Genomic DNA, 21,216 nt, shown 5'->3' on the forward strand with positions numbered 1-21,216 from the left:
CATGCACAGTTATGACTATCTACTGATTCTGGCTTTCCTGGCATTAGTGCTCTTGCCCGCGCCATTGTTGGGACGTTTTTACTACCGAGTGGTGGAAGGCGAACGCACCTGGCTCACGCCGATGCTGCGACCGGTTGAAAACATCTGCTATCGCCTGTCGGGCGTTGACCCTACTGTCGAGCAGAACTGGAAGGATTACCTCTGGGCCTTGCTGGCTTTTAACCTCGCTGGTTTTCTGCTGCTGTTCGCGATGTTGCTGGGGCAGGGCGCTCTGCCCCTGAACCCGCAGCAATTGCCGGGCATGGAATGGTCCCTGGCGTTCAACACCGCGATGAGCTTCGTCACCAACACCAACTGGCAAGCCTATAGCGGTGAAGCATCGCTCAGCTACCTGAGCCAGATGGCGGGCCTGACTGTGCAGAACTTCGTCAGCGCCGCGACCGGTGTGGCCGTGCTGTTGGCGTTCTGCCGGGGGATCAGCCGTCGTTCGACGCAGAACCTCGGCAACTTCTGGACCGACATGACCCGCGTTACGCTCTACGGCTTGTTGCCATTGTGCGTCGTGTTGGCGTTACTGCTGGTTTGGCAGGGCGTACCGCAAAACTTCGCTCACTATATTGACGCAATGACCCTGCAAGGCGCTGATCAAAGCCTGCCCATGGGTCCGGCTGCCAGCCAGATTGCGATTAAACAATTGGGTACCAACGGCGGTGGCTTCTTCGGCGTCAATTCGGCGCACCCGTTCGAGAATCCGACCGCATGGAGCAACCTGTTTCAGCTGGCTTCGATCCTGCTGATTCCGGCGGCGCTGGTATTTACCTTCGGCCACTACGTCAAGGACATGCGCCAGAGCCGGGCGATCATGGCCTGCATGCTGGTGCTGCTGATGATTGGCGGTGCGGTGTCGATGTGGGCCGAGTACCAGCCCAATCCGGCGCTGAATATTGCCAACGTGGAACAGACGGCGCCGCTGGAAGGCAAGGAAAGCCGTTTCGGGACCACCGGCACGGTGTTGTGGGCCACGGCAACCACGGCAGCGTCCAACGGCTCGGTGAATGGCATGCATGACAGCCTGAACCCGCTGAGCAGCATGGTCGCACTGGCCAACATGATGGTCGGCGAAGTGATTTTCGGCGGCGTCGGCGTGGGCCTTAACGGCATGCTGCTCAATGTACTGATCGCGGTGTTTCTTGCAGGTTTGATGATCGGTCGTACGCCGGAATATCTGGGCAAAAAACTGCAAGCCAACGAGGTCAAGCTGCTGGTTGCGACCTTGCTGGTGATGCCCGTTGGTGTGCTCGTACTCGGTGCCATCGCCGCGAGCCTGCCGGGGCCGATGGCGTCGGTGAGCAACCCTGGCCCGCACGGTTTCAGTCAGTTGCTCTATGCCTACACCTCGGCCACTGCCAACAACGGCTCGGCGTTTGGCGGTTTCAGTGCCAACACCGTGTTCCATAACCTGATGCTCAGTCTGGCGATGTTCATCGGCCGCTTCGGCTACATCCTGCCGGTACTGGCCCTGGCTGGCAGTCTGGCGATGAAGAAGAGTGCGCCGCTGGGCCTGAACAGTTTCCCGACCCATGGCCCGCTGTTTGTCACCTTGTTGACCATGACGATCCTGATTGTCGGCGGCCTGACGTTCCTGCCGACCCTGGCTCTAGGGCCGATTGCCGAACATTTGAGTCTGGGTTTCTGAGGAGCCGACCATGAATATGCATATTGCCAAACCTGCATCGCCCGAATCAAAACCCGCGCCAGCGCAACCTGTGACCGAGGCGGTGAAAACCGGTTTCGCAGCGCTGTGGCGTCCGGCGCTGATCCAGGCGTTTGTCAAACTCGATCCCCGTCAGTTGGCACGCTCACCGGTCATGCTGGTGGTGGAGCTGACTGCGATCCTCACCACCGTGTTGTGCCTGATTCCCGATCCGGCTGTGTCCACTGGCTTGGCGGTGCAGATTGCGTTGTGGCTGTGGTTCACCGTGCTGTTTGCCAACTTCGCTGAAGCATTGGCTGAAGGTCGCGGCAAGGCTCGGGCCGACAGCCTCAAGGCGGGCAGCGAAGGTTTGAAGGCGCGCCGTCGTGACGAGTCGGGAGGCTTCAGCGTGGTCAACGCGAGCCTGCTGCGCAAAGGCGATGTGGTTCGCGTCGAAGCCGGGGAAATGATCCCCGGTGACGGCGAAGTCATCGAAGGTATCGCGGCGGTCAACGAAGCGGCGATTACCGGTGAGTCCGCGCCGGTCATTCGCGAGTCAGGCGGTGATCGCTCGGCGGTGACCGGCAATACCCGGCTGGTTTCAGACTGGTTACTGGTGCGCATCAGCAGCAACCCCGGCGAGTCCACGCTGGACCGGATGATCGCGCTGGTGGAGGGCGCCAAACGGCAGAAAACCCCGAATGAAGTGGCGCTCGATATCCTTCTGATCGGCCTGACGCTGATATTCCTGTTGGTCGTGGTCACCCTGCAACCCTTCGCCCATTTCGCGGGCGGCAGTTTGCCGCTGGTGTTCCTGGTGGCGCTGCTGGTCACGCTGATTCCGACCACTATTGGCGGCTTGCTGTCGGCCATCGGTATCGCCGGGATGGACCGTCTGGTGCGCCTTAATGTGATCGCCAAATCCGGGCGTGCCGTAGAAGCGGCGGGGGATGTGCACGTTCTGCTGCTGGACAAGACCGGCACCATCACCTTCGGCAACCGTCGTTGCAGTGCACTCTATGCAGCGCCGGGTGTTACCCCGAAAGAACTCAGCGAAGCCGCGCTGCTGGCTTCCCTGGCTGACGATACGGCGGAAGGTAAATCCATAGTCGAGTACCTGCGCAATCTGCACCCGATGGTTGAGCCAAAACCTGCTGACGTAACGGGCGTGCCATTCAGTGCTGAAACCCGGTTGTCGGGCGTGGACTATCAGAACCGCGTGTATCGCAAAGGCGCTGTGGATTCGTTGCTGGCGTTTGTCGACATGCAGCGCACTGACTTGCCCGCATCGTTGGCACGGGAAATCGACGGCATCGCCAAGACCGGCGGCACACCGTTGCTGGTCTGTATCGACAAGAAGTTGATCGGCGCGATTCACCTCAAGGACGTGGTCAAGCCGGGCATTCGCGAACGCTTTGCCGAACTGCGCAAGCTAGGCATTCGTACCGTGATGGTGACCGGTGACAACCCGCTGACCGCTGCGGCGATTGCCGCTGAGGCCGGGGTTGATGATGTGTTGGCCGAAGCCACGCCAGAGAAAAAGCTGGAGCGTATTCGAGCCGAACAGAACGACGGTCGTTTGGTAGCGATGTGTGGTGACGGTGCCAACGACGCCCCGGCGCTGGCTCAGGCCGACGTCGGCATGGCAATGAATGACGGTACGCAAGCCGCGCGGGAAGCGGCCAACATGGTCGATCTCGACAGCGACCCGACCAAGCTGCTGGACGTGGTGCAGATCGGCAAGGAATTGCTGGTGACGCGTGGCGCGCTGACGACCTTTTCGATTGCCAACGACATCGCCAAATACTTCGCGATCCTGCCTGCGCTGTTCGCGGCGATTTATCCGCAACTGGCTGTGCTGAACATCATGCAACTGGCCAGCCCACAGAGCGCGATTCTTTCGGCCATCGTGTTCAACGCTTTGATCATCGTGGTGCTGATCCCGCTGGCCTTGCGTGGTGTGCGTGTGCAGGCCGCCAGCGCGGCGCAATTGCTGCGGCGCAACCTGTTGATCTACGGATTGGGCGGGATCGTGGTGCCGTTTGTGGGCATCAAGCTGATTGACATGATTCTGGTCGGGCTGCACCTGGTTTAAACCGGACGGATTTTAGGTAGGAGCTGCCGAAGGCTGCGAAGGCGGTGTGTCAGGCAGATCGATTCGCAGCCTTCGGCAGCTCCTACAGGAAACCCGGTTCACTTACTGAATAAGGATTCTCACCATGTCCATCATCATCCGTCCCGCTCTGAGTCTTCTGGTCTTGATGACCCTCATCACCGGCGTCGCTTATCCTCTGATCGTGACCGGTGTTGCTCAGGTCGCTTTCCCTGATCAGGCCAATGGCAGCCTGATTCATGATGCCGACGGCAAGGTTCGCGGCTCGCAGTTGATCGCTCAATCGTTCGCGGGAGACGAGTGGTTTCACTCGCGCCCTTCAGCGGGTGCCTTTGCCACGGTAGCGAGCGGTGCCAGCAACCTTTCGCCCAGCAACCCGGCACTCGCCACGCGGATCAGCGAAGACGTGACCAAAGAAGCGATACAAGGTCAGGGGCCGGTGCCGTTGGCGCTGCTGACAACTTCAGGCAGCGGGCTTGATCCGCATCTTTCACCAGAGGCCGTGGCATACCAGATTGCCAGGGTTGCCGCAGCGCGCAAGCTGTCCCTGGATAAAGTCCAGAGCCTGATCGAAGCCAATACCTCGCGGCCATTGATCGGCCCGCCAGTGGTCAACGTTTTGAACTTGAATCGCAGCCTGAATGAGTTACCGTCTGCGCAACAACAAGCACAGCTTTGAGTGAGCAATATGAGTGATTCCGGCCGTGCCGATGCGTTACTAGCCGAGATGCCCAGAGACGGGCGCGGTCGGCTTAAAGTGTTTCTCGGTGCTGCGCCGGGGGTGGGCAAGACCTTCGCCATGCTGCAGGCCGCCCATACCCAGTTGCGCCAGGGTGTAGCGCTGATCGCCGGAGTCGTGGAAACCCATGGCCGTGCCGAAACCGAAGCGCTGCTGGGCGGCTTGCCGCAGCAGCCGTTGATTCGCTCGGAATACCGTGGCGTGACGCTGGAAGAAATGGATCTGGATGGCCTGCTCAGGCTCAAGCCGAAACTGGTGCTGGTAGACGAACTGGCCCACAGCAACGCCCCCGGCAGTCGCCATGCAAAACGCTGGCAGGATATTCAGGAGTTGCTGGCTGCCGGTATCGACGTCTACACCACGGTCAACGTTCAGCATCTGGAAAGCCTCAATGATCAGGTGCGGGGCATTACCGGCGTGCAGGTCCGGGAAACCTTGCCGGACTGGGTGTTGCAGGAAGCCTACGAACTGGTGCTGATCGACCTGCCACCCCGAGAGCTGCTGGAGCGTTTACGCGACGGCAAGGTGTACGTGCCGGAGCAGGCGCGTGCGGCCATCGACGCGTTTTTCACCCAGACCAACCTGACCGCCCTGCGTGAACTGGCGATGCAGACGGCCGCGGCTCAGGTCGATAACGACCTGGCTCAGGGCTATCGTCAGTTGGGGCAGGCTGCACCGGCTGTTCGAGGTCGCCTGCTGGTTGCCGTCGATGGTGATGCGCATGCCGATCGTCTAGTGCGTCACGCCAGCCGCGTCGCTCAGCGTCGGCATCTGCCGTGGAGCCTGGTGCATGTCGACAATGGTCGGCCGTTTGACGAGCAAAATCGTGTACGCCTGCAAAGCGCTCAGCAACTGGCCGAAAGGCTGGGCGGGGAAGTGGTGCTGTTGCGTGCCGGGGAAGTGGCGAGAACCTTGATCCAGCATGCGGGCGAACGGCGTGCCAGTGTGGTCCTGGTCGGCCAGTCGCAGCCAAGACTGCGCCGTCGCTGGTTCGGTGGCGGGGTGGCTGAACGTTTGCTGCGTGAAGCCCACGGGCTGGAAATCAGTGTGCTGGACAGTGAGCCTTTGCCGGATCAGCCTCGTGTGCGTTCTTCGCGTCCTGCACGCTGGCAGGACTATTTACTCGCGGTCATGGCCACGCTGTTGGCCAGTGCTCTGGCCTGGGCGGTGTCCAGCGTGCTTGACTTGCCGAACATCTCGCTGGTGTTTCTGGCAGCAGTGCTGCTGGTGGCGGTACGGACCAGTACGGGACCCGCGCTGGCGTGTTCGATCCTGTCGTTTCTGGCCTATGACTTTTTGTTCATAACACCGAGCTTCTCCCTGAGCATTCAGCGCGAAGAAGACGTGCTGACCTTGTTGTTTTTCCTGTTGATGTCGGCTTTGACCGGTAATCTCGCGGCTCGCCAGCGTCGACAAATGCAGGCGCTGCGCGAAACACAGGAAGAAACCAGCGAGTTGCTCGACCTGTCGCGCAAGTTGACTGCAGCGACCGATCGTCAGGCCGTGATCAGTGCTGCCGGACAGCACCTGAGCGGCTGGCAGGAGCTGGACATTTGCCTGCTTGACCGTGACGGCGCAAATGGCTGGAAAGTGCAAAGCGGTATCGCTCAGCTCTCCGAGCCTGAGCGCGCGGCGGCTGACTGGGCCTGGCAACATGATCAGCCGGCTGGTCACGGCACCGGCACGCTGCCGTCCAGTCGCTGGTGGTGGTACCCCTTGTCAGGCGAGGACGGGCCATTGGCGTTGCTGGGTGTCAGTGCCCACGCAGGCCAGGATTTCAGCGCGCAGCGGCGTCGGCTATTGATCGCGCTGACCCAGCCGCTGGCTCAGGCCCTGGCTCGGGCGCAATTGGCAGATGATCTGGAAGCGGCGCGTTTGCATGGCGAAACCGAGCAGCTACGCAGTGCGCTGCTGGCATCGGTCTCACATGATCTGCGCACCCCGCTGACGGCCATGCGCGGCAGCATCGACAGCCTGTTGGCGCTGGGCGAAGCCATCCCTCTGGAAGACCGTCGGGAACTGCTTGAAGGCACCCGCGACGAAGCCGAGCGTCTGGACCGCTACATTCAGAACCTGCTCGACATGACCCGGCTCGGACACGGCGCGTTGAAACTGGCTCGTGACTGGGTTTCACCGGGTGACATCGTCGGCAGCGCGCTGAACCGGCTGCGTGCGGTAATGGTCCCGCTGCAAGTGACGACTTTCTTGCCTGGCGAGTTGCCGTTGCTGTATGTGCATGCGGCGTTAATCGAACAGGCGCTGGTCAATGTGCTGGAGAACGCTGCGCGTTTTTCACCTGCCAACGGGCGCCTGGAGCTGGAAGCCGGGGCCATCGACGGCGAGCTGTTCTTTGCGGTCAGCGATGAGGGGCCGGGCATTCCCGAAGAGGAGCGGGCGAAGATTTTCGACATGTTCTACACCGCTGCCCGGGGCGATCGTGGCGGGCAGGGCACCGGTTTGGGTTTAGCCATCTGTCAGGGCATGGTGGGTGCGCACGGCGGGCGGATCAGCGTCGGGCAGGGCATTGATGGTCATGGCACGTGCATCACATTATATTTGCCGCTGCAGGCTCAGCCTCAAGGCGAAAGTGAAGCAGAGCTGCTCTCTTGAGCCTGCTTTTCGTTAAAGAATCAGGGTAATTCATGAGTCAGACCGCGACCATTCTGGTGATCGACGACGAACCGCAGATTCGCAAGTTTCTGCGCATCAGCCTCGCGTCCCAAGGCTATAAAGTGCTGGAAGCCGGGACCGGTGCCGAGGGCCTGAGTCAGGCAGCACTGAGTAAACCTGATTTATTGGTGCTCGATCTGGGCTTGCCTGACATGGACGGTCAGCAGGTGCTACGTGATTTTCGCGAGTGGTCCACGGTGCCGGTGCTGGTACTTTCGGTCCGCGCCAGCGAGGCCCAGAAGGTTGAGGCGCTGGATGGCGGGGCCAACGATTATGTGACCAAGCCGTTCGGTATTCAGGAGTTTCTGGCCCGGATTCGTGCCTTGTTGCGTCAGGCGCCAATGGGCGAGCAGCAGGGTGCGGCTCTACTGTTTGGTCCGCTGACGGTGGATCTGGCGTATCGCCGGGTATTGCTCGAGGGCGTTGAGGTGGCCCTGACTCGCAAAGAGTATGCAGTGCTTGCGCAACTGGCGCGGCATCCTGGCCGGGTGATAACTCAGCAGCAGTTGCTCAAGGATATCTGGGGCCCGACCCATACCGAAGACACTCACTATTTGCGCATTGTGGTCGGTCATTTACGCCAGAAACTGGCGGACGATCCGGCCGCGCCGCGGTTTATCGTGACTGAGGCTGGGGTGGGATACAGGCTGCGGGAAAGCTGACTTGAAATGGGCTGAAATTTTCCAGGATTGAAATGCGGGCTTGTGGGCGCGAGGCTTGCCCGCGATGCATTAGACACGGCTGGAAGACACACCGCGTTATCCTTTATCGTCCGGATGCGGTTCGGCTCAGGCGCCGCTCAGATACAGGTACTCGCCTGTAGGAGTGAGCTTGCTCGCGATGAACGATGACACGGTGTAGCTGATAAACCGAGTCGTCTGCATCGCGGGCAAGCCTCGCCCCAACAAATATGACGGTCTTGAATATTGACGGTGCGCCAGGCCAAAAAATCTGCATTTCAGCCGTTGCTTCGATGCTCCGCCTCATAACGATCCAGCGTATCGCTGGCGATCTCCCGACCCAGAGCGATGAGCTCCGGAGCTTTGTAAAACTCGAAGAACCGACACACGCGTTTAGGCACATTGATCAGAATGTCCGGCGGATACCCGGCGATCTTGTATTGCGCCAATGAAGTCTGCATCACCTCAAAGCTCTGGTTGATCAGGTCCAGCAGCGAAGCCGGGCCGACGTTGTCGATGATTACCGAACCTGTGGCCGACCTTGGCGCGCTCTCGCCTTGCGGGGCCGCCGCAGGTTGCTGGCCTTGAGGGTCGGCGGATTCCAGCCAGGGATTTTCAATCGTCGCAGCGCTGGCCTTGGGGGTGTTCTGCGGCAGGTGCAACTCGTTGCCAGCGGCGTCCAGCTTGCGGCGAAACGGCAGTCTTGAACCCAGCGAACTGATCAGCGAGTCGACACGGCGCTTTACCGCAGGCGGGCGTTCAATCACCGGCAACTGGTAATGCCCTTGAGTGGTCGAGTTGAGATTGACGGCGACGATCAGATCGCAATGGCTGGAAACTACCGGGACGATGGGCAAGGGATTGAGCAGGCCGCCATCCACCAGCATGCGATTGCCCTGCATGACGGGCGTAAACAAGCTGGGAATCGCCGCCGAGGCTCGCATCGCCTGATGCAGGCAACCTTCCTGAAACCAGATTTCCTGTTGATGGGTCAGGTCGGTGGCCACTGCGGTATAGGGGATTTGCAAATCTTCGATATTGATCTCTCCGACGATTTCTCTTATCTGGCCGAAGACCTTCTCGCCCCGGATCGCTCCCAGACGGAAACTGACGTCCACCAGGCGCAACACATCCAGATAGTCGAGGCTTTCTATCCATTCCCGGTATTGCTTGAGCTTGCCAGCCGCATAAACCCCGCCCACCACCGCTCCCATCGAGCAGCCTGCGATGCACGCAATGTCGTAACCGCGCCGCTCCAGCTCCTCGATGACGCCGATATGCGCATAACCCCGAGCGCCTCCAGAACCCAGCACCAGTGCTACACGTTTCTTCATAAAAGGCCCCCAGAGTCAGTTTGATTCACCATACGCCCAAACCGGGTCATATTCGTAACTGATTACCGTGCTGTGAAGGCTCTATTGCCGTATAAAACAGTTACGCTTGCGCCCCCGATAATGGCACTTTCAGTCAGTGTCACCGTCAAAGCTGCACAATTGATATTTCTTCTTGAGGTAACACCGATGAAAGCCTGGATTGTCCTGCCCTTGTTTGCTCTGGTTCTCACTGGTTGCGCGGGTAAAACCGGTTATCGCGAAAGTTGCGGGACGCAGCTTGATTCGGCCTGGAAGGAGCTCGATCTGGCCAAGGCCGAAGGTTTTGCCGGTACTGTCAGCTACTCGAAAGCCTTGTCTTTGTTGACCGGTGCCAAGACTCAGCAACAATTCGAAGCATTTGAAGGCTGCACCGAGAAAGCTGAAAAAGCCCGCTTCTATATTCGTGAATCCCGCGCGGGTCGCTGATTAATCCCCGCTACTCCCCTGTAGGAGCTGCCGAAGGCTGCGAAGGCGTCTGTTCAGGCGAATCAATTTCGCAGCCTTCGGCAGCTCCTACAGAATCTGTGCCTCTCGGTTCCATCTAAGCAATTTCCTCTTCTCCCTAGCGAAAACACCTACGCTATCTTTATTGTGACTGCACAGCAGTCCTGTTTTTAGCCATAGGCAGTCGCCTGGAGAGTGTTTTCGATGGGCAGAAAACTCGATGAGTGCCTCAACGCCGTCAACGAGGTGGTGTTGGGTAAAGAGCCGCAAGTCCGACTGGCAATGACCTGCCTGCTCGGCGGTGGCCATTTGTTGATCGAAGACTTGCCCGGCATGGGCAAAACCACCCTTAGCCACACCTTGGCCATAGTGCTGGGTTTGAGCTTTCAGCGGATTCAATTCACGTCGGACCTGTTGCCGGGAGACATCCTCGGTACCTCGGTGTTTGATCGTGAAACCGGGCAATTCACTTTTCATCCCGGGCCGATCTTCGCTGAGCTGGTGCTGGCCGACGAGATCAATCGCGCCACCCCCAAAAGCCAGAGCGCATTGCTGGAGGCGATGGAGGAGGGGCAGGTCACCATTGAAGGCGCAACGCGTCTGCTGCCTGATCCGTTTTTTGTCATCGCCACCCAGAATCCCTTTAGCCAGGGGGGCACTTTTGCGTTGCCCGAATCGCAACTGGACCGCTTTCTGATGCGCCTTTCCCTTGGGTACCCGACCCGTGCAGCGGAGAAGGCGTTGTTGCTGGGCGAGTCGCGTCGGGAGCTGTTACCCCGGTTGCAACCCTTGTTGAATCATGCCGAATTGAGGGCGTTGCAGGCGATGGCCCGGCAGGTACGAGTCAGCGACGCTTTGGTGGACTACGTGCTGCGGCTGGTGGATGCAACCCGCGCGCAGCCGCAGTTCGCTTACGGACTCTCACCCCGCGCAAGCCTGGCAATCCTGAGCGCCGCGCGGGCCTGGGCGCTGCTGGCCGGGCGCGAGTATGTGATACCCGAAGACGTGCAGGCGATTTTGCCCTCTGTGGTCGGTCACCGTTTGCGCGAGCGTACCGACCCTACCGGGAATGGCGGCGGAGCGCTGGTGCAATGGTTGCTGCGAGAGGTGCCAGCCCTTTGATCGAACAGTTCAGACCGTTCTGGCAGCGCTGGCTGGCGCGCCGTATACCACCGGCTTCAAGGGTCCGACTTGACCATCGGCGCATCTTTATAATGCCCACCCGTACCGGTGGCAGCTTCGCGCTGGTGCTGTTTTTGATGTTGTTGGTGGCCATTAATTATCAGAACAGTCTGGCCTACGGGCTGACCTTTCTGCTGTTGTCGATGGCCATTCTGGGGATTTTGCACACGTACCGTAACCTCAGCGGTCTGGTGATCAGCGCAGGGGTGTCACGTCCGGTATTTGTTGGCGAGACCGTGCAGTTGAGTCTGCGCCTTGAAGCCGATGGCCGCGCTCATCAGGCGATATCGTTGGGATGGGACGCCGCGTCGGTGCAGCAGGTCGATGTGTCTGCCGAGGAGCGAGTTGAAGTGGAATTGACCTTGCTTGCGCAGAGCCGGGGCTGGCTAAGGGCTCCAAGGCTGCGGATCGAAAGCGTTTTTCCCTTGAGCATTCTGCGCACCTGGAGCTGGCTCGACCTCGAACAGACTGCGCTGATTTATCCTCGGCCGGTTGCAGGCGCGATGCCGCTGCTCAAGGGCGTACAACCTCATGCAGAGGATCAGGGCCTGGCCACCCAAGGGCCCGGCGTGGACGATTATCAGGGGTTGCGCATTTATCAGCCCGGTGACAACCGGCGTCGTCTGCACTGGAAAGCTTACTCCCGCGGCCAAGGCTTGCTGCTCAAGGATTTCACCGACCTGAGCGGTCATGACCTGTGCCTGGATTTCATGGCGTTGGGCGGCGATATCGAGGAGAGGCTGTCGCGCCTGTGCTATTGGGTGGTGATTCTGTCGCAGCGTCAGCAACCTTTTGCCTTGCGTCTGCCGGGGTTCCTGTCAGCAGTCGACAGTGGTAATCAGCATCGCGAAACCTGTCTGCGGGCACTGGCGCTGTATGGCGTGCGGCAATGAGTAACGCCGCCTCCGGGCTGAGCCTGCCGATCCCCCGTGCCAGCCTGACCTGGCTGCTGCTGGCACAGGCGCTGGTTGTCGTACCGTTCATTCAGCACATCCCAACAATGATCACCGGGCTTTGGCTGGCCTGTACGTTGTGGCGCGTGCAGATATTCCGCATGCGTGCCCGTCATCCCGGTTCCTGGGTGAAAGGCGGGCTACTGGTCGGCACCGCGGGCGGTGTTTATCTGGCACGCGGCAGTCTGGTCGGGCTGGAGGCGGGGGCGGCTCTGTTGGTGGCGGCATTTGTGTTGAAAATGCTCGAAATGCAGAATCGACGTGATGCGCTGGTGCTGATTTTTCTTGGTTTTTTCTGCGTCGCGGTCGGCTATCTGTTTGAGGACAACCTGCTGTGGGCGGTGTTTACCTTGTTGCCGGTCAGCACATTGTTGGCGGCATTGATCGGCTTGCAGTCATCCAGTCAGGCGAGCGGTCAGGTCAATAGCTTGAAGCTGGCGTTCAAGTTGCTGCTTCAGGCCGTGCCGCTGATGCTTCTGTTGTTCCTGTTTTTTCCGCGTCTTGAGCCGCTTTGGTCACTGCCGCAGCCGAGTAACAAAGGCCTGACGGGACTTTCCGACAGCATGGCGCCAGGCGATATGGCCGAGCTGAGCAAGTCCGCTGCGCTGGTGTTTCGCGCCAGCTTTGAAGGGCCAATCCCGGCGCGTAACCAGCTCTATTGGCGATCGCTGACGCTTGAACAGTTCGACGGTCGGCGCTGGTCACAGTCGTTGCGAGCGCAAACGGTGCAAGTTCCGCAGTGGCAGAAACGCGGTGATCCCTTGAGTTACAGCATCGTGATGGAACCCAGTGGTCGCCCCTGGTTGTCGAGCCTTGATATAGGCGAAAGCGACCAGGCAGATGTGCGCCAGATGAATGATTTCCGTCTGCAGCGGCGTCGACCGGTTGAGCAGTCGTTGCTTTACAACGTCACCTCCTGGCCGGACGCTACTCGTGAGGCTCAGCTCAACGAGAACATTCAACGCCAGGACCTGCAGTTGCCCGGCAAAGGCAACCCGCAGGCGCGTCAATGGGCCAGTGATCTGGCGCGACGCTACCCCAAACCTGAAGCCCTGGCACAGGCGATGCTCGATTACTTCGCCCGCGAGCCTTATCACTACACCCTCAAGCCGCCGACGCTGGGGCCTGACAGCATCGATGATTTCCTGTTCGACAGCCGCCGTGGTTTTTGTGCGCACTACGCCGGGGCCATGACCTTTGTGCTGCGCGCTGCGGGGATTCCAGCACGGGTGGTGGCCGGTTATCAGGGCGGCGAATTGAACCCGGACGGGCAATACCTGACCGTGCGCCAGTTCGATGCACACGCCTGGGTCGAGTATTGGCAGCCCGGTGTAGGCTGGCGCAGCGTTGACCCGACCGCTGCCGTCGCGCCGCAACGCATCGAGCAAGGCCTTGAACAGGCACTTGCTGCAGATGAAGCATTTCTCGAAGACTCACCCATGTCGGCCCTGCGCTATCGCAATGTCGCATGGCTCAATTCGCTGCGCCTGAGCTGGGACAATCTCAACTATGGCTGGCAGCGCTGGGTCCTCGGCTATCAGGGGCAGGAGCAGTTGCGGGTGCTCAATCGCTGGTTCTCGGGGCTGGAAACGCCGGCCTTCATTGGTGGGCTGGGTCTGATTCTGGGGCTGTTTGCGTTGTGGGTGTTCAAGCCCTGGCAGCGGGAAAGTGATTCGCAACTTCGCCTGTTCAACGTGTTCGAAAGACTGCTGGCCCGCCACGGTTTACGGCGTTTGCCTGGCGAGGGCGCTGAAGAGTTCTCGCGACGTGCGGCGCTGTCGTTGCCTGTGCATGCCGCCGCTATCGGTGCGTTTGCTAAAGAGTTCCAGGCGCAACGTTATGCGGGTAGCGATTCCTCACCGGGCGAATTGCGGCGGCGTTTGAAGTACCTGCGGCGCCGTCTGCCCTGGCGTATGTCGGCGGCTAAAGAACCCACGGTTAACGAGAAGGATTAGTTCATGTCATCGATGGTTGACCATCTGGTTGCTCAAGTCCTGGGCTTGCAGATAAAACTGCTGGCCTGTCAGGCGCGTCTTGCTGCCTCCACTGACCCGGAAGCCCTGCATGACCTGCGCACTACGGTGCGTCGTTTGCGCAGCCTGCTGCGCCCATTACGCGGCATCGCCGGTGTCGAACAGCTGGAGGCTGCGGCTAAAGCGGTAGGAGAGCTGACGACGCCGCTGCGTGACATGGAGGTGCTTGCCGCGCACCTAGCTGATCAGGGCCTGACGGAAGCCGCGACTGTGCGTATCAATAAGGTCAACAAATCCTATGGGCAGGTCGCTACCTCTACCGAGCTGAATCGCTTGTTCGGCACGCTGGACCAGTTCCCTGGTTTCTTGCGAGCGCAGCAGCGTCAGCGGTTGCTGCGTGGTCTGCGCAAAACGATTGAGAAAGGCATGGACAAACAGTGGAAGAAACTCCGCGAAGCCATTGCCGACCCGGCTCATGATCGACATCGACTGCGCTTGCTTATCAAACGGGTGCGCTACGCCGCTGAGGCTTACCCCGAGTTGAGCCACCAACCCAAGAAAATGCAGTCGCGGTTGAAAGCCGCTCAAGGCGCATTGGGTGACTGGCACGATCATCTGCAATGGCTGGCTCAAGCCGGGCAGGAAAGTGATCTGGCACCGTGCATCGCGGGCTGGCAAACCGGTATTGTGCGGGCCGAGAAGAAGGCCGATGTGGCGCTGTTGCGCTTGAGCAAGACCTGCTTCGGTTGACGCGCATAACGGAACACACAAATCACAGATTGAACGCGCTTTCTGTAGGAGCTGCCGAAGGCTGCGAAGCATTCAACCTGTGATACCGCCATCGCAGCCTTCGGCAGCTCCTACAGATTCAATATTCGCCTAGAGACATCATGGCGTTGATCCGGCCGCAACTATGGCCGATATGACGTATGCGCAGCGCAGGGGCGCTGGTTAAGATCAATCCCTGTCTGCTGACTCGCCACTGTGCGGGTCTTTTATTACCGGTACTACGGGGTCTACATGAAGTTTTCCGAGCTGATCGACGCGGTGCACAGCAATTCGCTGGCCGTGACAATCCCGGCTGAATGGGCGCAGGGCCGCGCCAGTTTTGGTGGTTTGATGGCGGCGCTGCAATACGAGGCGATGCGCGCCAAAGTGCCTGAGGGACGACCCGTGCGCTCGCTGGCGATCACCTTTGTGGGGCCTGCTGAGCCAAGCGTTCCCATAGCGTTTGAAGTAGAAGTCTTGCGTGAAGGCAAAGCCGTCAGCCAAGTGCTAGGGCGCGCGACGCAAAATGGTCAGGTGATGACGCTGATTCAGGGCAGCTTCGGTGCGTCCCGTGAGTCGGTGATTTCGGTCAAGGCTGATCCTGCGCCAACGCTCAAACCGCTGGAAGAGTGTCCGCAACTGCCCTTTATCAGCGGCATGATGCCCGAGTACCTGCGGTTCATGGAGCTGCGTTGGGCGTTGGGCGGGATGCCATTCAGCAACACGCCATCCCCGGCCATTGGCGGTTATGTGCGGTTTCGCGACATGGAAGAAGGGCCTTGCAGCGAAGCGCACGTACTGGCGCTGGTCGACACCTGGCCACCGGCGCTGTTGCCTCACCTGAGCAAACCCGCGCCGGGCAGTTCATTGACCTGGACCATCGAATTCGTTCAGCCAATGCCGACATTGAGTACACGTGACTGGTGCTCGTACAAGGCAGTGATTGAGCATGCCCGCGACGGTTACGGACACACCGCCGCGATGCTCTGGTCGCCGACGGGCGAGCTGATTGCGATCAGTCGGCAGACGGTGACCGTGTTTGGGTAAGAGTGCGGCTTGATCGCGGGTGAGCAGGAAATCTATGGCTTGCCCGCGATGGCCTGAGCTATTTTGCTTTTTGCTGAATGTAATCGATCGTTTTCCCAATGGTGTCCAGCTTCTCGACGTCTTCGTCGGGTATTTGAATGTCAAACTCCTTTTCAGCTTCTACTACCAGGTTTAAAACATTGATGGAATCTGCCCCCAGTGTGCGGAATGTCTTGTAGTCCTGAAGTTCAGCGACATCGACATCAGTTTCGAGTTCATCAGCAACAATTTGCTTGAACTTTATACTTATTTCCGACCTTTCCATGGCCTGCCTCCACTTTGTATTCAGGGGTGCGACGCCATTGATGCTGTGCCTAAACACCGGATCGGACAACTGTCATAAGTAACAGGTTAACCCTCAAAATCAGCGCGTTCCGACAAACGGGCCGCGCCGCCCATCTAAGGGCTCGGGTTATTGGTTTTCAAGTGGATGCCCAGCGCTGCGATCAGCCCGATCATGCCAATGGCCAGCGAAGACAGGCTCAGGGAAAACACGCCATCGAGCATCAGCAGCACCGCCAGAATGAAAAACGGCACAGTAATCAGGTACAGAGAAAGATTGGGCAGTTGGCGATGATTGTCGGTGTAGCCACGCCATTGCCACGTTTGGAGATTGAGTAAGCGCTTGCCCATGACTGCATTCCTCTACAAAAACTGTGTGAATGCCTGAAGAGTAGGCCTGACTCGCGGTGGCGGCGAATCAAGCCTGACTATCGGTGTAATAGGGAGGGAGACAGGAGTGAAGAGTCAGACCTGACACACCGCGCCAGCCCCTTTCGCCAACAAGTTGCCTCCTACCGTGAAGCGATAGGTCTGACCAGCGCGTTGCGTGGTAGGAGCGAACTTGTTCGCGAGACGTCAGGCCTGACACACCGCTGTGTTCTTGTCGCGGGCGAGCTTCCACAGGTGCTACGCCATTGAGGAGTACTGGCTTTAGCCGGGAGGGCGATGCAAATGAACGCCCAGCCAGTTCGGCTTTAAAGCTTCAACTGCCCGATCGCTTTGCTCAGCTCGCCCGCCAGGGTGGCGAGTTCGTCGCTGGTGCTGGCTGAGTCTACGGTCTGGTTAACGGTGCGTTCGGTCACGTCGCGAATGCTGACCACCGCACGGTTCATTTCTTCTGCAACCTGGCTTTGTTGCTGTGCGGCAACGGCAATCTGCGTATTGCTCTCGCGCATTTGCGCCACCGCGTCGGCAATGGCCGCCAGGGCTTCACCGGCCTCATGCGCTTGCTGCACGCACTCGTCCGCCTTGAACGAGCTGTCCTGCATGAAGTCCACGGCATCCCGTGTACCGGATTGCAGCGCCGACACCATGGTGGTGATTTCATCGGTGGAGACCTGCACGCGTTTCGCGAGATTGCGTACTTCGTCGGCCACCACGGCAAAGCCGCGACCCATTTCTCCGGCCCGGGCTGCTTCGATCGCTGCGTTCAATGCCAGCAGGTTGGTTTGTTCGGCAATGCTGTGGATCACACTGACCACACCGTTGATCTTCTGGCTGTCTTCGGCCAGGCGCTGGATCATGCCTGCGGTCTGTTGTACGCCGCTGGACAGGCCGGCAATCGAGGTTTGAACACGATCAACAACCGCTTTGCCGTCGCCCGCCAGGGTATCAGCCGTCCGGGACTGATCCCGGGTGGTGCTGGCGTGTTGGGCGATGTGGTAAACCGTTGCGGACATTTCATTGATGGCAGTGGCCACCTGGTCAGTCTCGCTCTGCTGACCCAGCATGCCATGGCGTACGTCGCTCATGCCTGCTGCCAGATGCGCCGCGCCTTGATCAAGACGTGCTGCGGTCTGGGATACGGTGCTGACGACGCGTTGATAACCTGCCTGCATGGCATTGAACGCCTTGGCCATCTGGCCCACTTCATCTTCGCCGGTCAACGGCACGCGAGCCGAAAGGTCACCACTTTTTTCCACGTGCAGCATGACGTCCTTGAGGGTGTTGAGCTGGCTCAGCAGAAAGCGGATCAGCAACTGCGAGGCACCGAGCATCGCCAGCATCAATACGAATACCGCGATGGCATAGTTGGCGAAGCGGTCCTCGAGTACTTGTATCAGGCTTGGGGCAAAAGCCAGCACGGCGATTTTTTGCCCGTCAGGTCGAGCCACGAGCTGAGCGCCAATCAGGGGCTGTTGGTCCGTCACCGGTTGTGAGTTCAAAGGCACCCAGTCTGTGCCGGAGGCGAGCTCGGGTAGCGGCTGGTCCTTGAATGTCGGTGTTTGTCCGGCGTTCCATATCAACAGCTGCGGATGCGTGGGCAGCGGCTGAGACACCGGCCAGTTGCCGAGCAGTCGGGCCTCGGCCTGGGCTGATTGCCGGGCACTGTCGACCCGCGCCTGTTGCTCCAGTTGCAAGGCGTAGATGACCAGCATCAAGGTGGTAAAAAACGCCACCGCGTTGACGGCCCAGAATTTGTACTTCAGAGAAAGATTGCTAAGCCAGGTGCCCATATGAAGGTCTTCTTTGGTGAGTCAGCAGGAGAAATGCAGCAAGGTGCCATCATCATCTCCCACTGAACAAAGCGTTCCTTGACGTGGATCAACCTATTCTTGAGCGGCGGCAGGTATTTGGGGTAATGAGAAAAACTCGCGTGCGGCAGCGCTGCTGTGGCTGGCAAGATCCTCAGGTGTTTCGCCGCGATGCAGTGCGACTTCACGAAGGACTTCCGGAAGAAAGCCGGGTTCATTGCGACCGTTTTTGGGTTTGGGGCGCAGGGTGCGTGGCAGCAGGTAGGGCGCATCGCTTTCCAGCATCAACCGGCCGCGGGGAATGTCGCGAACCAGCGGGTGTAAGTGAGTGCCACGACGCTCGTCGCAAATCCAGCCGGTAATACCAATGTGCAAGTCCAGATCCAGATAACTGTAGAGCGCCCGTTGTTCCCCGGTGAAACAGTGCACCACGGCCGCGGGCAGACGATCACGATAATCGCGGAGGATTTCGAGTAAGCGTTGATTCGCATCGCGCTCGTGGAGGAACACCGGCATCTGCAGCTCCACTGCCAGCGCCAGATGAGCCTCAAGAACTTTCTCCTGTTGAGGACGCGGCGAAAAATCGCGATTGAAATCCAGCCCGCATTCGCCCACGGCGCGCACACGATCTTCCAGCAGCAGGGCTCGTAGTTGGCGCTCGCTGTCGCTGTTCCAGTCAACCGCTGAATGGGGGTGAATCCCTGCGGTACTGAACAGCCGCTGAGCGCTTTCATCCAGTTCATGACAGAGCTTCAAAGCCTGCTCGCTGCCCTCGACACTGGTGCCTGTCAGCAGCAACTGGCAGACGCCTGCAGCATAGGCGCGATCGAGCACCGCCTGTCGTTGCGAGTCGAAGCTGGCATTTGTCAGATTGACGCCGATGTCGATGAGTTGCATGGTGCTACCTCTGGCCGAAGACCGCTGAGGATATCAGAGCTTCGGTTCTAATAATAAAAGGTAATACAATCAGCCTCTTGAGCTGCTTTTCTGACAGGTTTTCGCAAAAAACAGATGAAGTGAATTTCATCTGCCCAGCTTCACAAATCTCTTTTTTTATATTTTCGACCGGCATTTCCCTGGAGAGTGAATGATCCGAGCCTCCCGTTACCTCATTGTTTTCGCACTGGTGCTATTACCGTTTTCGGTCAGCGCCCGTCAGGCAGGGCCACAAGTTGCCGAGCACAAAACGGCTGTGCGCGATCTGCCGGCTATTCGCAGCAGCAAAGTATTGCGCGTGCTCGTTAATCAGAGTCGCAACAGCTCGGGCGATGCGAAAGGAGAGGAAATTGGCGTCGAATACCATCGACTGCAAGCTTTCGAAAAATACCTCAACGGCCATTCCCGGAATGGTCAGCAAGTCGTTTTCAAAGTCATCCCCAGAGCCAAGAACCAGTTGCTCACCGCCTTACAGCGGGGCGAAGGCGATCTTGTTGCTCCAGGCGAACTGCTTGATACCCGTGAAGCCAAAGGCATCGAAGCCAGCGAGCCGATCATCAGTCATGTGCCGTTGGTTTTAGTCGGCGTCAGGGGCGCGCGCAGCTTCAAGCATATCGAGCAACTTTCCGGACGAACCTTGAGCCTGTCCGCGGGCAGCGCGGCCGATGAGGCGGTGCATCTTCTGAATCAGCGACTGGCCCTGCGCAAACTGGCGCCGGTGAAAATCGAGTGGGTCGATCCCAGTCTTGCTGTAGAGGACGTGCTGGAGATGGTTCAGGCGGGCATCTTTCACCTGACAGTAGTCGAGCAGCCCATCGCCGAGCGTTGGGCCCGGGTTATGCCCAAACTGCGAGTGGACCGTTCGTTGACGTTGAGCACCAACAGCGACATGAACTGGTTTGTGCGTCAGGATGCCACGATGCTGCGCGCAACCATCAACGGTTTCCTGAAAGGTTACAAGCCGCCTGCGAATCAGGATCTGGCTTTCCAGAAGGCCTACAAAAACCTCTACAAAGTGCACAACCCGCTGGCCCGTGCGGATCGCCAACGTCTTGAGGAGTTGCGCCCGACCTTGCAGCGTCATGCTGACGCGCAGGGCATGGACTGGTTGAATCTGGCCGCGCTGGCCTTCAAGGAATCAGGGCTTGAGCCGCAAGCGCAGGGCAGCGGCGGGGCAACCGGTTTGTTGCAGATCACGCCGTCCGCTGCCAAGCGGGTGGGCGTAGGCAACATCCAGTCCACCGATAGCAATGTGCAGGCCGGGGCGAAGTATCTGGCCCTGATTCGGCGCAAGTTTTTCGCCAGTTCCAGATTCAATGAGCGTGAACGTATGGCGTTTACCCTGGCGGCCTATAACCTTGGGCCGGAGCGTGTGCAGGGCATGCGCAAAGAAGCCAGGCGGCGAGGCCTCAACCCGGATCAATGGTTCTTCCAGACCGAGCGGGTGGCCATGGATCAGGCAGGTATGGGTGTGGTGAGCTACGTTAACAGTGTCAATAAGTACTATCTGGCGTTTGATCGGGAACGGGACTCACTGGAAAGCTCGTCTTCCAATAAAGTTACCGTCAAGAAGTAATCGAAAAAATAGATATTGATGGCGAGTTTTTTGCGATTGTTACATTTGTGAATCCGATTATTATGGCGCCATCACCTTCATTCACGGAACGCACCACATGAACACTCAGATCAAATCGCTTTTCACCACTCGTGCTGGCTACGGCCTGACAGTTGTACGGATTCTGGTTGGCATCATCTTTGTCGCCCATGGCAGCCAGAAACTGTTTGGCGCCTTTGGTGGTTATGGTCTGGAAGGCACTGGTCAATACATGGCGAGCCTGGGTCTGACGCCGGGTTATCTGATGGCGCTGTTGTCCGGGAGCGCGGAGTTCTTCGGTGGTCTGGGTCTGGTGGTGGGCTTGCTGGCACGTCCCGCAGCATTGGTGCTGGCCGCTACGCTGGTGGTGGCAATCTTCTCGGTGCACATCAGCAACGGTCTGTTCATGGCCAATAATGGTTACGAGTTTGCACTGGCGCTGCTGGGTGGCGTGATTGCAGTGCTTATCGAAGGGGCAGGCAAGCTGTCCATTGACCGCACTATCGGCAACTGATCCGCACAACTGATCAATGCA

At 59.0% G+C, this 21,216-nt stretch carries 18 protein-coding genes; 13 read left to right on the forward strand and 5 right to left on the reverse strand.

Translation table 11 applies throughout. From position 1 onward, the window contains the following. Nucleotide 1 precedes the first annotated feature (1 nt). The 5 genes from kdpA (at nt 2) to AUC61_RS25835 (ending at nt 7,877) form a co-directional block, all read left to right on the forward strand. Nucleotides 2–1,696 carry a potassium-transporting ATPase subunit KdpA gene (kdpA, locus tag AUC61_RS25815; protein ID WP_243249091.1) on the forward strand — a complete coding sequence of 565 codons (1,695 nt, stop codon included), beginning with the start codon at nt 2–4 and terminating at the stop codon, nt 1,694–1,696. 10 nt (nt 1,697–1,706) lie between these two features. Continuing rightward, on the forward strand, nt 1,707–3,788 hold the full coding sequence (gene kdpB / locus AUC61_RS25820) for a potassium-transporting ATPase subunit KdpB (protein ID WP_422765744.1): 2,082 nt from the start codon (nt 1,707–1,709) through the stop codon (nt 3,786–3,788). Nucleotides 3,789–3,912: 124 nt separating this feature from the next. Next, entirely contained in the window at nt 3,913–4,485 is a 573-nt protein-coding gene (gene kdpC, locus AUC61_RS25825) for a potassium-transporting ATPase subunit KdpC (RefSeq protein WP_243249092.1), read from the forward strand. A gap of 9 nt (nt 4,486–4,494) precedes the next feature. Beyond that, on the forward strand, nt 4,495–7,155 hold the full coding sequence (locus AUC61_RS25830; protein WP_243249093.1) for a sensor histidine kinase: 2,661 nt from the start codon (nt 4,495–4,497) through the stop codon (nt 7,153–7,155). 32 nt (nt 7,156–7,187) lie between these two features. Further along, nucleotides 7,188–7,877 (forward strand): response regulator, encoded by a 690-nt coding sequence (locus tag AUC61_RS25835; protein ID WP_243249094.1) that lies wholly within the window; start codon nt 7,188–7,190, stop codon nt 7,875–7,877. A 296-nt stretch (nt 7,878–8,173) separates the two neighbouring features. Here AUC61_RS25835 and AUC61_RS25840 read toward each other — a convergent pair whose 3' ends face one another. After that, nucleotides 8,174–9,229 carry a patatin-like phospholipase family protein gene (locus AUC61_RS25840; RefSeq protein WP_243249095.1) on the reverse strand — a complete coding sequence of 352 codons (1,056 nt, stop codon included), beginning with the start codon at nt 9,227–9,229 and terminating at the stop codon, nt 8,174–8,176. Nucleotides 9,230–9,415: 186 nt separating this feature from the next. On the opposite strand from AUC61_RS25840, the gene AUC61_RS25845 reads away from it, so the two are divergent. The 6 genes from AUC61_RS25845 (at nt 9,416) to AUC61_RS25870 (ending at nt 15,635) form a co-directional block, all read left to right on the forward strand. Next, on the forward strand, nt 9,416–9,694 hold the full coding sequence (locus tag AUC61_RS25845) for a hypothetical protein (RefSeq protein WP_027901763.1): 279 nt from the start codon (nt 9,416–9,418) through the stop codon (nt 9,692–9,694). Between the two features lie 222 nt (nt 9,695–9,916). Further along, nucleotides 9,917–10,834 (forward strand): AAA family ATPase, encoded by a 918-nt coding sequence (locus tag AUC61_RS25850; protein WP_243249096.1) that lies wholly within the window; start codon nt 9,917–9,919, stop codon nt 10,832–10,834. After that, nucleotides 10,804–11,787 carry a DUF58 domain-containing protein gene (locus tag AUC61_RS25855; RefSeq protein WP_243249097.1) on the forward strand — a complete coding sequence of 328 codons (984 nt, stop codon included), beginning with the start codon at nt 10,804–10,806 and terminating at the stop codon, nt 11,785–11,787. Before AUC61_RS25850 ends, AUC61_RS25855 begins: the two co-directional genes overlap by 31 nt. Continuing rightward, nucleotides 11,784–13,802: a transglutaminase TgpA family protein gene (locus tag AUC61_RS25860; protein ID WP_243249098.1), complete on the forward strand. Its 2,019-nt coding sequence runs from the start codon at nt 11,784–11,786 to the stop codon at nt 13,800–13,802. The genes AUC61_RS25855 and AUC61_RS25860 overlap by 4 nt, the downstream gene beginning before the upstream one ends. Nucleotides 13,803–13,805: 3 nt before the next feature. Beyond that, a complete protein-coding gene (locus AUC61_RS25865) occupies nt 13,806–14,570 on the forward strand; it encodes a CHAD domain-containing protein (protein WP_243249099.1) in 765 nt (254 codons plus the stop codon). A gap of 270 nt (nt 14,571–14,840) precedes the next feature. Then, entirely contained in the window at nt 14,841–15,635 is a 795-nt protein-coding gene (locus tag AUC61_RS25870) for an acyl-CoA thioesterase (RefSeq protein ID WP_243249100.1), read from the forward strand. Nucleotides 15,636–15,693: 58 nt separating this feature from the next. On the opposite strand, the gene AUC61_RS25875 is transcribed toward AUC61_RS25870, so the two are convergent. The 4 genes from AUC61_RS25875 to AUC61_RS25890 all read right to left on the reverse strand — a co-directional run bounded on the left by AUC61_RS25875 (nt 15,694) and on the right by AUC61_RS25890 (nt 19,048). Further along, nucleotides 15,694–15,939 (reverse strand): acyl carrier protein, encoded by a 246-nt coding sequence (locus AUC61_RS25875; RefSeq protein ID WP_243249101.1) that lies wholly within the window; start codon nt 15,937–15,939, stop codon nt 15,694–15,696. A gap of 134 nt (nt 15,940–16,073) precedes the next feature. Continuing rightward, entirely contained in the window at nt 16,074–16,307 is a 234-nt protein-coding gene (locus tag AUC61_RS25880; protein ID WP_422765745.1) for a hypothetical protein, read from the reverse strand. 344 nt (nt 16,308–16,651) lie between these two features. Continuing rightward, the gene (locus AUC61_RS25885) at nt 16,652–18,133 is read right to left on the reverse strand and encodes a methyl-accepting chemotaxis protein (protein ID WP_243249102.1); all 1,482 of its coding nucleotides are present in this window, start codon (nt 18,131–18,133) and stop codon (nt 16,652–16,654) included. A 93-nt stretch (nt 18,134–18,226) separates the two neighbouring features. Further along, entirely contained in the window at nt 18,227–19,048 is an 822-nt protein-coding gene (locus AUC61_RS25890; protein WP_243249103.1) for a TatD family hydrolase, read from the reverse strand. Between the two features lie 190 nt (nt 19,049–19,238). Between AUC61_RS25890 and AUC61_RS25895 the strand changes: the two genes are divergently transcribed. Both AUC61_RS25895 and AUC61_RS25900 read left to right on the forward strand, forming a co-directional pair. After that, nucleotides 19,239–20,663: an MltF family protein gene (locus AUC61_RS25895; protein WP_243249104.1), complete on the forward strand. Its 1,425-nt coding sequence runs from the start codon at nt 19,239–19,241 to the stop codon at nt 20,661–20,663. Nucleotides 20,664–20,760: 97 nt separating this feature from the next. Beyond that, nucleotides 20,761–21,195 carry a DoxX family protein gene (locus AUC61_RS25900; protein ID WP_243249105.1) on the forward strand — a complete coding sequence of 145 codons (435 nt, stop codon included), beginning with the start codon at nt 20,761–20,763 and terminating at the stop codon, nt 21,193–21,195. Nucleotides 21,196–21,216 lie beyond the last annotated feature (21 nt).

The organism is Pseudomonas maioricensis (assembly GCF_022790535.1).
Lineage (GTDB): Bacteria > Pseudomonadota > Gammaproteobacteria > Pseudomonadales > Pseudomonadaceae > Aquipseudomonas > Aquipseudomonas maioricensis.

Coding starts and splice junctions, on each gene's coding strand:
- kdpA (WP_243249091.1), top strand. CDS start 2: ATGCACAGTTATGACTATCTACTGATTCTGGCTTTCCTGGCATTAGTG.
- kdpB (WP_422765744.1), top strand. CDS start 1,707: ATGAATATGCATATTGCCAAACCTGCATCGCCCGAATCAAAACCCGCG.
- kdpC (WP_243249092.1), top strand. CDS start 3,913: ATGTCCATCATCATCCGTCCCGCTCTGAGTCTTCTGGTCTTGATGACC.
- AUC61_RS25830 (WP_243249093.1), top strand. CDS start 4,495: ATGAGTGATTCCGGCCGTGCCGATGCGTTACTAGCCGAGATGCCCAGA.
- AUC61_RS25835 (WP_243249094.1), top strand. CDS start 7,188: ATGAGTCAGACCGCGACCATTCTGGTGATCGACGACGAACCGCAGATT.
- AUC61_RS25840 (WP_243249095.1), bottom strand. CDS start 9,229: ATGAAGAAACGTGTAGCACTGGTGCTGGGTTCTGGAGGCGCTCGGGGT.
- AUC61_RS25845 (WP_027901763.1), top strand. CDS start 9,416: ATGAAAGCCTGGATTGTCCTGCCCTTGTTTGCTCTGGTTCTCACTGGT.
- AUC61_RS25850 (WP_243249096.1), top strand. CDS start 9,917: ATGGGCAGAAAACTCGATGAGTGCCTCAACGCCGTCAACGAGGTGGTG.
- AUC61_RS25855 (WP_243249097.1), top strand. CDS start 10,804: ATGGTTGCTGCGAGAGGTGCCAGCCCTTTGATCGAACAGTTCAGACCG.
- AUC61_RS25860 (WP_243249098.1), top strand. CDS start 11,784: ATGAGTAACGCCGCCTCCGGGCTGAGCCTGCCGATCCCCCGTGCCAGC.
- AUC61_RS25865 (WP_243249099.1), top strand. CDS start 13,806: ATGTCATCGATGGTTGACCATCTGGTTGCTCAAGTCCTGGGCTTGCAG.
- AUC61_RS25870 (WP_243249100.1), top strand. CDS start 14,841: ATGAAGTTTTCCGAGCTGATCGACGCGGTGCACAGCAATTCGCTGGCC.
- AUC61_RS25875 (WP_243249101.1), bottom strand. CDS start 15,939: ATGGAAAGGTCGGAAATAAGTATAAAGTTCAAGCAAATTGTTGCTGAT.
- AUC61_RS25880 (WP_422765745.1), bottom strand. CDS start 16,307: ATGGGCAAGCGCTTACTCAATCTCCAAACGTGGCAATGGCGTGGCTAC.
- AUC61_RS25885 (WP_243249102.1), bottom strand. CDS start 18,133: ATGGGCACCTGGCTTAGCAATCTTTCTCTGAAGTACAAATTCTGGGCC.
- AUC61_RS25890 (WP_243249103.1), bottom strand. CDS start 19,048: ATGCAACTCATCGACATCGGCGTCAATCTGACAAATGCCAGCTTCGAC.
- AUC61_RS25895 (WP_243249104.1), top strand. CDS start 19,239: ATGATCCGAGCCTCCCGTTACCTCATTGTTTTCGCACTGGTGCTATTA.
- AUC61_RS25900 (WP_243249105.1), top strand. CDS start 20,761: ATGAACACTCAGATCAAATCGCTTTTCACCACTCGTGCTGGCTACGGC.